8 protein-coding genes are annotated in these 11,363 nt (G+C 63.4%); 6 read left to right on the top strand and 2 right to left on the bottom strand.

Annotated elements, in window-relative coordinates; translation table 11 throughout:
* Positions 1 to 47: 47 nt before the first annotated feature.
* The 6 genes from CUV01_RS12070 to CUV01_RS12045 all read left to right on the top strand — a co-directional run bounded on the left by CUV01_RS12070 (position 48) and on the right by CUV01_RS12045 (position 8,988).
* Entirely contained in the window at positions 48 to 1,325 is a 1,278-nt protein-coding gene (locus CUV01_RS12070; RefSeq protein WP_157994843.1) for an ABC transporter substrate-binding protein, read from the top strand.
* A complete protein-coding gene (locus CUV01_RS12065) occupies positions 1,322 to 3,277 on the top strand; it encodes a sensor histidine kinase (protein WP_101460696.1) in 1,956 nt (651 codons plus the stop codon). Before CUV01_RS12070 ends, CUV01_RS12065 begins: the two co-directional genes overlap by 4 nt.
* Positions 3,270 to 4,571 carry a sigma-54-dependent transcriptional regulator gene (locus tag CUV01_RS12060; protein ID WP_101460695.1) on the top strand — a complete coding sequence of 434 codons (1,302 nt, stop codon included), beginning with the start codon at positions 3,270 to 3,272 and terminating at the stop codon, positions 4,569 to 4,571. Before CUV01_RS12065 ends, CUV01_RS12060 begins: the two co-directional genes overlap by 8 nt.
* Positions 4,572 to 4,708: 137 nt before the next feature.
* Positions 4,709 to 6,031, top strand: coding sequence for an extracellular solute-binding protein (locus CUV01_RS12055; protein ID WP_101462056.1), 1,323 nt, complete (start codon positions 4,709 to 4,711; stop codon positions 6,029 to 6,031).
* 119 nt (positions 6,032 to 6,150) lie between these two features.
* Positions 6,151 to 7,902 (top strand): ABC transporter permease, encoded by a 1,752-nt coding sequence (locus CUV01_RS12050; protein WP_101460694.1) that lies wholly within the window; start codon positions 6,151 to 6,153, stop codon positions 7,900 to 7,902.
* 21 nt (positions 7,903 to 7,923) lie between these two features.
* Positions 7,924 to 8,988, top strand: coding sequence for an ABC transporter ATP-binding protein (locus CUV01_RS12045; RefSeq protein ID WP_101460693.1), 1,065 nt, complete (start codon positions 7,924 to 7,926; stop codon positions 8,986 to 8,988).
* A 97-nt stretch (positions 8,989 to 9,085) separates the two neighbouring features.
* Here CUV01_RS12045 and uxuA read toward each other — a convergent pair whose 3' ends face one another.
* Positions 9,086 to 10,297, bottom strand: a complete 1,212-nt coding sequence (gene uxuA / locus CUV01_RS12040; RefSeq protein ID WP_101460692.1) for a mannonate dehydratase — start codon at positions 10,295 to 10,297, stop codon at positions 9,086 to 9,088.
* A 24-nt stretch (positions 10,298 to 10,321) separates the two neighbouring features.
* Positions 10,322 to 11,362, bottom strand: coding sequence for an L-idonate 5-dehydrogenase (locus CUV01_RS12035; protein ID WP_101460691.1), 1,041 nt, complete (start codon positions 11,360 to 11,362; stop codon positions 10,322 to 10,324).
* Between the last annotated feature and the right edge of the window lies 1 nt (position 11,363).

The following is an 11,363-nucleotide window of genomic DNA, read 5'->3' as shown; positions in this document are numbered from 1 at the left end:
ACAGATGCCTGCTGCAGCCACCTGCGCAAAATCGAACCGCAATGCCGATGATCCGCAAGATCATGGCGCATGCGCGACAAACGCTGGCTGCTGCCTGCATCGGCATGATCACGGCGGCCACGCTGACGGGCGGCCCGGCGCTGGCCGAGCCGCTGCGCATCCTGACCTCGATGCCACCGCCGCTGACCGATGCCTTCATTGCCAGCTTTCGCCAGCGCTATCCCACCGCCGAGGTGCTGGTTCTGAACAAGAACACCAATTCCGGCGTCGATGAGATCGTGCGCGGCAACCCGCGCGGCTTTGACATCTTCTGGGCCTCATCGCCCGAAGCCTTCGTGCTGGTCGGCGAGCATCAGGGCTTTGCCGCAACCGGCTGTCCGGCCCTGCCCCCCGAGGGTCACGCGACCTTTGCGCTGTCGTCCATCGGGTGGACACGGCGCAAGGATTCCACGCTCTTCATGCCCGGCGATTGGGACGACCTGCTGATGCCGGCCTATCGCGGACGGATCGGGATGGCCCTGCCCTCGCGTTCGGGCACCTCTCATATGACGGTCGAACGTCTGTTGCAGGTGCGTGGCTGGCAGAGGGGCTGGGCCTATTTCATGAGCCTCAGCGAGAACCTGTCGACGCTGACATCACGCAGTTTCGGGGTTCTCGACGGAGTCAAATCCGACCGCTTTGACATCGGGCTGACCATTGATTTCCTGGCAGTGACCGAGCCTGACCTGGCTTTTCGATATGGCCGCCCGGTGATGATCTTTCCCGCGCAGATCGGTCTTCTGGCCGCGGGCGGGGCACCTGATCTGGCCTGCGATTTCATCCGCTTTGTGCTGTCGGATGACGGCCAGCGCCTGCTGCTGACGCCCTCGGTCGGGCGCATCCCGGTCTCTGCCGCCCTGCGCGCGCAGGCAGGCGATGCAGTCCCCGAGTTGATGCGTCACGCGATCAAACTGTCATGGCAGCCCTATAACGCCGATCTGGCAAAGCAGCGCTATTGGTCAGTGAATGCGATCTTTGATCTCTTTATCTCGGACCATCTGCCGCGGCGACGCGAATTATGGGCACGGCTGCGGGCTTTGGAGGCCACCCCAGAGGCACCCGATATGGCGGCGGAAACGGCCCGGATCGAACGTCTGCTGACCACGCTGCCGGTATCCGAGGCCGAGGCAATCGGCCATGACCTGAACGAATTGCCGGGCCGGATCACCGATTTCACCGTTCTGACCGATCAGCAAAAGGCGCTGCATGACCGTTGGACCAAGGCCTCCCACGATCTGCTGGATCAGGCCGACGCGGCGCTGAGCAGGCTTGAGGCCACGCCGTGAGGATCGGCGCGCAACTGGGATTGTGGCAGCGGCTGATGCTGCTCATCGGCGGCACCGTGACGCTGATGTGGCTGGCACTGGCGCTGACCAGCGTGACATTCGCGCGGTTTCAGACCCAGTTTTCCAGTCTGGCCGCCTCGCAGGTGCCGCGCATCGCGCTGACCGGGGAACTGGCCGGTTATTCGGCACAACTGGCAGGCCTTTCGACCCGCATCATCGGGGGCGAGGGCGAAAATCAGCCCCGGCCGGACGAACTGACCGCCATAGCTTCGCGGCTGAACACCGCACTGAACGATCCGGCGCTGGAACTGCCCCCCGAGATGCGCAACGCCATCGCCATCGACACCCTGCGGCGCGAGTTGGCGGCACTGCCGCCACTTTATGAGCGCCGCGCGGAACTGGCCGACAGCATTGCCCGCGATATCGACCTGCTGCGCTGGCTGAATGTCGACATTCAGGACGAGGTCGATCCGCTGCTGAACGACTATGACTTCAACATCCGCGCCCGGATGCTGGAATTGAGGGATCAGGATGATCGCAACGCCCGCAGCGCGCTGACAACGCGACTGGCGCAGGACCGGCAACTGCGCGACCGGGTGTTTCAACTGGGCAGCGACGCCGGCTCGGCGGTCACGCTGCTGTTGCAGATCGCCGTCTCGGGCGATGAACGACAGATCGATCAACTGTCCGAACTGGCCCATGACCTGCTGGCCCGCTTGGGCGAACAGGTCGCAAACCTGCCGCAGCGGACCGAGTTTCTGACCCTGCGCCAATCGGTCGAACGCTTGCGCATCCTGGTCGAAACCGATGACGGGCTGATCGCGCGGCGCAAGGCCGGGGTGGCGCTGCAGGCGCACATCTATGGCAATATCCAGTCGGTCCAGGACGGCGTGGCGCGGTTGCAGGACTATCTGGCCGGCCTGGCCATCACGGAAAAGCAAACCGTCCTTGGCTCGATCGAGGGCACGGCGGACGCGGCGCGGCGCACGATGACCTGGATGGTCGCGCTGACCCTGCTGTTGGGCGGCGCGGGTCTGGCCATCGTCTTTGGCGTCATGCGCAGCCGCATCATCGCGCCGCTGCGTGCGCTGACCGGGCGCATGCTGGTCATCGCCGATCGGGCCGAGGCCGCATTGCCCGACGCGGACAGCGGCGATGAGATCGGGCGCATCCGCGGCGCCGTCAACGCCTTTGGCCGCGCCATCACCGCGCGTGATCAGGCCATCGACAAGTTGCGGCAAACGCAGGCCGAACTGGTGCAGGCCGGCAAGATGGCGGCACTGGGCAACCTGTCGGCCGGGATCAGTCATGAACTGAACCAGCCTCTTGCCGCCCTGCGCTATCGGATCGTGCTGCTTGAAAGCGCGCAAGAGGCCGGAAACGAGCCAGAGATCAGCCGCCAGATGAACCGCATCGCCGATCTGACCGACCGGATGCAGGCGATCATCTCGCATCTGCGCCGCTTTGCCCGGCGGGCCGACAACCGGCGCGAGCCGCTGCAACTGGGTAACCAGATCGAGGCTGCCTTCACGTTGCTGCAAGGTCGCATCGACGAAAGCGCCGGCACGATCACCGTCAGCGAAGACGCGACAAAGGCCCGCGTGATGGGCGATCCGCTGCTGACCGAACAGATCATCATCAACCTTCTGACCAACGCGCTGGATGCCATCGTCGAGAGACAATCCGACGGTCGGATCGTGCTGGATGCCAGCGAGGGCGAGGATTGGGTCGATCTGACCGTACGCGACAACGGCATCGGTCTGGGCGCGCTGTCGCCCGAAGAGGCCGTGAACCCCTTTGTGACCTCGAAAGAGGCGGGTCGCGGCATGGGGCTGGGCCTGTCGATTTCCTATAATATTGCAAAGGATATGGGTGGCGATCTGACGCTGGCCGCAGCGCCCGACCGGGGCGTTGTGGCGCGTCTGCGCCTGCCCGCAGTTACACATGAATAATCAGCCAAAAATATATGTCGTCGATGACGATGCCGATCTCTTGTCGGCCATGGTCGAGATCATCGAGGCGGCAGGAATGCCGGTGCGCGGCTTCTCGCGCGGGCGGGCGATGCTGGCGGAACTGGATCCGGAATGGGACGGGGTGATCCTGTCGGATATCCGCATGCCCGAGATGTCAGGGCTGGAACTGCTGGCTCATTCGCGGACGATGGCGCCGGGCGTGCCATTTCTGCTGATCACCGCTCATGGCGATGTGCGCAGCGCCGTCCAGGCCATCCAAAGCGGTGCCTTTGATTTCATCGAAAAGCCCGCCCCGCCCGAATATCTGCTGGCCGTCATTCGCCGCGCGCTGGAAACCCGGCGACTGCTGCTGGAGAACCGCCGGCTCAAGGAACGGATCGCACGCGGCACCGATCTGAGGGCGCGACTGCTGGGTCGTTCGGTCGCGATGCGCAATTGCCGGCGCGAGCTGGCGGCGGTGGCACCGCTGGATATAGACGTATTGCTGTATGGTGAGCCGGGAACGGGCAAGCAACTGGCGGCCCGCGCGCTGCATGATTTTTCGGGTCTGAACGGTGATTTCGTCCAGGTCGATGCCGCCACCCTGACCGAGGCGAATTTCGCAGCGGTGATGCTGGGCCAAGGCGATGATGCGCCCGTCACCACCCCGATGCCGCACGGGGGAACGCTGTATCTGGAACGCGTCAATGCGCTGATCCCGCCCTTGCAGAACCGGCTGCTGGCCCTGATGGAGGCGCGCCGGTCCGATGCCCGGTTCCGCGTCATTGCCTCGGCCCATGGCAGCATCGAGCAGCTGCGCCAGACCGACGCGATGAGCGACGATCTGTATTACCGCCTCAGCCTGGCAGAGGTCGAACTGCCGCCGCTGCGCGAGCGTGAAAGCGATATCTATCTGCTGCTGGCGCAATTCCTGCGCGAGGCAGCACAGCGCCACGATCGCCGCTTTCCCGAACTGACCCAGCAGGATCTGCGCCCCTATCGCAGCTATCACTGGCCGGGCAATCTGCGGGAATTGCGCAATGTCGCGGAAAAGCTGGTCATCGGGCTCAAGGTCACGCTGCAACCCGCCGCCCCCACTGCCATCGGCGCCCGGCTGGCCGATGACCTGAGCTATGACGACGCGATGCGGGATTTCGAATCGTCACTGCTGCGCGCGGCGCTGCAAAAGACCGGAGGCCGCAAGGCCGAAGCGGCCACCGTGCTGGGCGTACCGCGCAAGCGGCTTTATCTGCGAATGAAGGCCTGCGGATTGCTGCCTGCGGGTCAGGACTGACCCATCAGCCGGGTCGATCCTGACCCGATTTGCGTTGTTTTTTCTTTTTTATACAAAGGCTTGATAAGATTTCCAAGTCTAGGCAGGCTTTGCCCTGATCCGCCATGCTGCGGACCGAACAGGGAGGAAGACCAACCATGAAAAAACTACTGATCAGCAGTGTCGCCATGTCCGGCTTGATGGCCAGCGGCGCATTGGCCGCAGAAAAAGTCGTCGTCGTGACATCATTCCCCGAAGAGATGACCTCGGTGATCGAAACCGCATTCGAGGGCGCACATCCCGAATATGATCTGGAGATCCTGAACAAGAGCACCTCGTCGGGCGTGAAATATGTCCAGGAGATCGCATCGGCCAATACCGCCGACATCTTTTGGGCCTCGGCACCCGATGCCTTCGAGGTGCTGAAATCCGACGACAAGCTGGCCCAGATCACGCCGAATGTGGCCGGCATCCCCGACATGATCGGCGCTTATCCGATGAATGACGACGAGGGGTATTATTTCGGCTTTGCCGCCTCGGGTTACGGCATCATGTGGAACACCCGCTATCTCGAGGGCAACGGCCTCGAGCCGGCGAAGGAATGGGTCGATCTGGAAAAGCCGGAATATCACGGTCATGTCGGCATGTCGGCGCCGTCGCGTTCGGGCACCACGCACCTGACCGTGGAAACGGTTCTGCAAGGCGAAGGCTGGGATCAGGGCTGGGCCGACTGGAAACTGATGGGCGGCAATTTCGCATCCGTCACCGAGCGCAGCTTTGGCGTGCCTGACGGGGTCAATACCGGCAGCTTCGGCCTGGGCATCGTGATCGACTTTTTCGCGTTCTCGTCCAAGGCGTCGGGCTTTCCGGTCGAGTTCTCGTATCCGAAGGTGACGGCACTGGTGCCCGCGAATATCGGGGTCATCGCCAATGCGCCGAACGAGGCTGGCGCCACCACCTTTGTCGAATACCTGCTGTCGACGGATGGCCAAAAGCTGCTGTTTGACCCGGCAATCATGCGTCTGCCGGTGAACCCCGAGGTTTATGCAGAGGCACCAGAGGGCCTGCCAAATCCGTTCGAGGACAGCTCGATCGGGGCAGAGGTCAAGTTCGACGTCGACACCTCGGGCGCGCGGTATTACGTCGTCAGCTCGCTGTTTGACGTGATGATCACCTATCGGCTGGACGATCTGAAAGCTGCGGTAAAGGCCCTGCAGGACGCCGAAGCCAAACATGCCGATGGCAGCAATGCCGAGGCCAAGGCGCTGATCGACGAGGCCCGCGCCCTGATTGTGGCGGTGCCGATCACCGAAGAGCAAAGCCTTGATCCCGCCTTCAACGCCGCCTTTACCGGCGTGCGCAAAGAGGCCGGCGACGAGATCGAGGCCCGTCAGGCCGAAATCGAGCAGCAATGGGATGCGACGGTGACCGAAAACTATCGCAACGCCAAGGAACTGGCCGAGAAAGCCGCCGCCATGTGAATCGCGACCTGGCGCTGCGCCTCCCTCTCATTGCGCAGTCTGCCAGACCCGTGATCGGCGCGGGGGCGGCTCGGTCGCCCCCCGCCACGACGACACCCTGACATCTGGAACCCAAAACCATGTCTCATGACACCCCGCCCCCGGCGGCCGGGACCTCTTTGGCCGCTCGCCTGCCCTCAGCGCTGTTTCCGCGGCTCAGCGGCACTGCCCTCACAGCCATCTTCATCGCAATCTTCCTGATGGGCTTTCTGATCTTTCCGGTCCTGCAGGTGATCTATGTCGCCTTTATCGACCCGCGCAGTGGCGGGCTGACCCTGCAGAACTTTGTCGATTTCTTTTCGACCAGCCTGTTCAGGGAAAGCTTTCTCAATTCGTTCTACGTCTCGGCCATGTCGGTCGTGGTGGCGACGATCATTGCCCTGCCGCTGGCCTATATCACGACCCGTTTCAACTTTGGCGGCTCGGCCCTGATCCAGAGCCTGGGTTTCATCCCGCTGATCATGCCGCCCTTCGTGGGCGCGGTGGCGATGTCACTGATCTTTGGTCGCAACGGCACGGTGAACCTGCTGCTGCGCGACAATTTCGGCTTTACCATCCCCTTCATGGAGGGGCTGAACGGCGTCATTCTGGTTCAATCGATCCACTATTTTCCCTTCATCCTGATCAACCTGTCGGCATCGCTGCGCAATATCGACCGCTCGATGGAAGAGGCCGCGCAGAACCTGGGCTCATCAGGGATGCGGCTGTTCCGGCGCATCGTCTTTCCGCTGGCCATGCCGGGCTATATCGCCGGTGCGGTTCTGGTGTTCATCAAGGTGTTCGACGATCTGGGCACGCCCTTGCTGCTCAACGTCAACAACATGCTGGCGCCGCAGGCCTATCTGCGCATCACCTCGGTCGGGATCAGCGATCCGATGGGGTATGTCATCTCCGTCATTCTGGTGGCCTTTTCGATCCTGTCGCTCTGGGCATCCTTTCTGGTCATGCGTGGCAAGGACTATGCAACCGTTCAAAAGGGTGGCGGCGGTCTGTCCAAGCGCGACCTGAGCCGGGGCGAAAAGATACTGTCCTATGGCGCCGTGCTGCTGATCCTGCTGCTGGTGCTGTCGCCGCATATCGGGCTGCTGCTGCTGTCCTTCAGCACGATCTGGAGCTTTGCCCCCCTGCCCGATGGCTATACCTGGGCCAACTACATCCGCATGTGGGAAGGCTCGCAGCAATACATCATCAATACGCTGCTTTATGCCGGCATCGCCGCATTGGGTGACGTGATCCTGGGCACGGCGATTGCCTATATCGTCATGCGCAGCGGCATCGCAGGGCGCAAATGGCTGGACTATCTGGCCACTGCCGCGCTGGCGGTGCCGGGTGTTGTGCTGGGCATCGGCTATCTGCGGACTTTCCAGAACGTGGACGTGCCGTTTGTCGACAAGCCTCTGGCGCAGTGGTGGGTGATTATCGCCATCGCGCTGATGATCCGCCGGCTGCCCTATGCATTGCGGGCCTGCATGGCCGCTTTGCAGCAGGTCAGCTTTGCGCTGGAAGAGGCCGCCGAAAGTCTGGGGGCGACCAAATCGCGCACCATCCGGCGCATCGTGGTGCCGCTGATGACCGGCGGTATTCTGGCCGGGTTTGTCACCAGCTTTGCCACCGCAGCGGTCGAGTTGTCTGCCACGATCATGCTGGTTTCATCCTCGAATGACAGCCCGCTTGCCTACGGGATCTATCTCTTCATGCAGACGCCTTCGGGGCGAGGTGCGGGTGCGGCCCTTGGGATCGTCGCCGTCATCATCGTCGGTCTTGGGATGTACCTGTCCCAGTTGATCATCGAGCGCGACAAGAAACTGAAAACATCCGGCAATGACTATTGATTGTCGAAAGGGAGCAAAGCCATGAAAACTGAAATGCTTGGCATCGAGATCGACGATCTGCACCTCGCCTTTGGCGAAACCAAGGTGCTGACCGGCGTCAACCTGACCATCGCACCGGGCGAGTTCTTCGCCTTCCTCGGGCCCTCGGGGTCCGGTAAATCGACGCTGCTGCGATCAATCGCGGGCTTTGGCCCGCGCCCCGCGGGCGCAATCCGCATCGGCGGCAAGAATGTCGTCGATCTGCCGCCCTGGAAACGCAATGTCGGGATGGTGTTTCAGTCCTATGCGCTCTGGCCGCATATGTCTGTGCGCGAAAACGTCGCCTTCGGTCTGCGCGAACGCAAGGTGCCCTCTGCCGAGATCGGCCGCCGCGTCGATGAGGCGCTGGATCTGGTCGGGCTGAAACATCTGGCCGACCGGATGCCCAACCAGTTGTCGGGCGGCCAGCAACAGCGGATCGCGCTGGCCCGAACCGTCGTGATCGAGCCGCAGATCCTGCTGCTGGACGAGCCGCTGTCGAACCTTGATGCCAGCCTGCGCGTGCAGATGCGGCGCGAATTGCTGGCCTTGCAGCGCAAACTGGGACTGACGACGATTTTCGTCACCCATGACCAGGAAGAGGCCAACAGCACCTGCGACCGGATGGCGGTTCTGGACAAGGGCGTCATCCAGCAGATCGGCCAGCCACAAGAACTGTACGACGATCCGGTCAACCTGTTCGTCGCGCGGTTTCTGGGAACGGCGAACGTGCTGGAGGGCCGGGTCGAGAAACAGCACGAGGCGCTGCGCTTTGTGACCGGCTCGGGCGAAATGCTGCCACTTGGCGGGGCGCTGTCCGAGGGCCCCTGCTCGGTCGTGCTGCGACCGCAGAACATCACCATCACCGACCGGCACGGCCCGGACACCATCGCCGGCACCGTCGTCCATCGCGAATTTCTGGGCAGTCAGATCCGCTATATCGTATCGGCCGCGGGGGCCGAACTGGTCGTCGACGAAAGCCACCATAGCGGCGGCAGGATCGTGCCCGTGGCGCAGGATGTATCCTTGGCGGTGAATATGGAAAGCGGGGTGCTGTTGCACGCCTGAAGCGGGCAACGACCCGCGACCTGCGCGGCGACCTGAGGGGGATGACCCCGACGGTCGCCGCCATCATCTCAACGCCAGCACAAGGCGGCGCTGCGCATCAGGGTCTGGCGGCCTGAAATGCCAGCCCCGCCTCTACGCCACGCAACTCGGCCAGACCCTTGAGCCTGCCAATCGCCGGATAGCCCGGCTGCCCGCCGCGTCCGATATCGTCCAGAATATCCTGTCCGTGATCGGGCCGCATGGGGATCTGCGCGTCGCTGCGACCGGCGTTTTTCCGCGCCGCTTCCTGGCGCAGAACGGCGGCGACCAGTGCAACCATATCGGTCTGCCCGCCCAGATGCTCGTCCTCGAAGAACGACCCCCGGATCGCATCGCCGTCGCGGCGGACATTGCGCAGATGCAGGAAATGCACCCGATCGCCCAACCGGTCCATCATGCCGGGCAGGTCATTGTCGGGGCGCGCACCAAGCGAGCCGGAACAAAGCGTGATGCCGTTGGCCGCCACATCGACGGCGGCCATCCGTTCGGCATAATCCGCCTCGGTCGACATGATCCTGGGCAGACCCAGCAGACCGAAGGGCGGATCGTCGGGGTGGCAGCAAAGGCGCATCCCGATCTCTTGCGCGACCGGCGCAACCTGTTCCAGAAAGTCGTGGAAATGCTGGCGCAGGACCGCATCGGTGACGGGCGCATAGCTGTCCAGCAGATCGCGCACATCCTCGAGACTGAAGCTTTCGGCGGAACCCGGCAGACCAAAGACCACATTGCCCGCCAGCTGTTCTTGCCGGGCATCGTCCATGGCCGCAAAGCGGCGGGCGGCCACTTCGCGGATCTCGTCGGGGAAATCCTCGGCGGCGCCCTTGCGCTGCAGGATATGGATGTCAAAGGCGGCGAAATCGGTAAAGTCAAAGCGCATGCAGGTGGCGCCCGTCGACCGGCGCCAGGCCAGATCGGTGCGGGTCCAGTCCAGCACCGGCATGAAGTTGTAGCAGATGACCTCGATCCCCGCATCGCGCAGATGCCGCATCGAGGTGATCCAGTTGGCGATATGCTCGCGCCAGTCGCCGGTCTGGGTCTTGATCGCCTCGCTGACGGGCAGGCTTTCGACGACCTCCCATGCCAGACCCGAGGCCGAACCGTCCTTCATCATGGCCAGTTGGCCCTGCCGGCGGCTGATCTCTTCGGATGTCCAGATCGTGCCATTGGGCAGGTGGTGCAACGCGGTCACGACGCCCTGCACGCCGGCCTGCAACATATCGTCTACGGAAACCCGGTCTTTTGGTCCAAACCAGCGCCATGTGTGTCGCATCTTCTGTTCTCCTATGCTGCGGGGTCAGGCCGCAAAATCCAGTTGCACCTTGACCGCCTGCGCCCGGTCGCCGGCCAGATCAAAGGCGCGCACCGCCTCGCGTGCGGGCACGACCTGCGTCACCATTGGCGACAGGTCGATCTGGCCCGCGCCGATCATCTGAACGGCCTGCGGGAATTCGGCGTCAAACCGGTGCGTTCCGACGAATTGCAGTTCCTTGCTGACGATCAGGTTCAGCGGCAGGGGCAGGGTGCCGCCAACGCCGATCTGAACCAGCGTCGCCTGCGGTCGGGCCAGCGAAATCGCCTGCGCGATGGCATGACTGTTGCCCGAACATTCCAGCACCACGTCGATCCGTCCCTTGCCGGTCGCGTAATCGGCCAGCCCATCGGGATCGGTGGCGACATTGACGGTGCGGTCAGCGCCCATCTGTCGGGCGATGCCGAGGGTAAAGTCCTGCACATCGGTCACCACGATCTCTGCCGCGCCGCGCAGGCGGGCCAGCGCGGCGCAGATCACCCCGATCGGCCCCGCGCCAGTGATCAGCACCCGCTGACCCTCAAGATCCGGCGCGCGGTTCAGCGCATGCAGGCACACCGATAGCGGCTCGGACCCTGCAGCGGCCTCGGCGCTGGTGCCCTCGGGCAGCGGAATGCATTGCGCAGCCGGATGCGCGATGCGGCTGCGGAACATGCCCTGCTCATGCGGCATCCGCATGGCCGAACCGTTAAAGCGCATGTTCAGGCAGTGCCGCTGTAGCCCGGCGCTGCAATATTCGCACTCGCCGCAAGGGCGCGAGGGCGACAGCGCCACCAGTTGCCCGACGCGCAGACCCGAGCCCTCGGGTGCTGCTTCGACGATGCCTGCGGCCTCGTGGCCCAGAATGATCGGCTCTTGCACCCGGATCGGGCCAAAGCCACCGTCGTGATAGTAATGCAGGTCAGAGCCGCAGATGCCGCCGCGGGCCACGCGAACGACCGCGGTTTCGGGTGCGCCCTCGGGATCGGGCAGATCCTCGATCCGCAGATCATGGGCGGCATAAAGGCGGCAGGCGAGGTCGGACATG

The sequence above is a fragment of the Paracoccus tegillarcae genome, from assembly GCF_002847305.1.
Lineage (GTDB): Bacteria > Pseudomonadota > Alphaproteobacteria > Rhodobacterales > Rhodobacteraceae > Paracoccus > Paracoccus tegillarcae.
This window is presented reverse-complemented; position numbering and strand designations above follow the sequence as displayed.

Excerpts from the sequence above, each read along its gene's own strand:
- uxuA (WP_101460692.1), bottom strand. The coding sequence starts at position 10,297 with ATGCGACACACATGGCGCTGGTTTGGACCAAAAGACCGGGTTTCCGTA.
- CUV01_RS12045 (WP_101460693.1), top strand. The coding sequence starts at position 7,924 with ATGAAAACTGAAATGCTTGGCATCGAGATCGACGATCTGCACCTCGCC.
- CUV01_RS12055 (WP_101462056.1), top strand. The coding sequence starts at position 4,709 with ATGAAAAAACTACTGATCAGCAGTGTCGCCATGTCCGGCTTGATGGCC.
- CUV01_RS12035 (WP_101460691.1), bottom strand. The coding sequence starts at position 11,362 with ATGTCCGACCTCGCCTGCCGCCTTTATGCCGCCCATGATCTGCGGATC.
- CUV01_RS12060 (WP_101460695.1), top strand. The coding sequence starts at position 3,270 with ATGAATAATCAGCCAAAAATATATGTCGTCGATGACGATGCCGATCTC.
- CUV01_RS12070 (WP_157994843.1), top strand. The coding sequence starts at position 48 with ATGATCCGCAAGATCATGGCGCATGCGCGACAAACGCTGGCTGCTGCC.
- CUV01_RS12050 (WP_101460694.1), top strand. The coding sequence starts at position 6,151 with ATGTCTCATGACACCCCGCCCCCGGCGGCCGGGACCTCTTTGGCCGCT.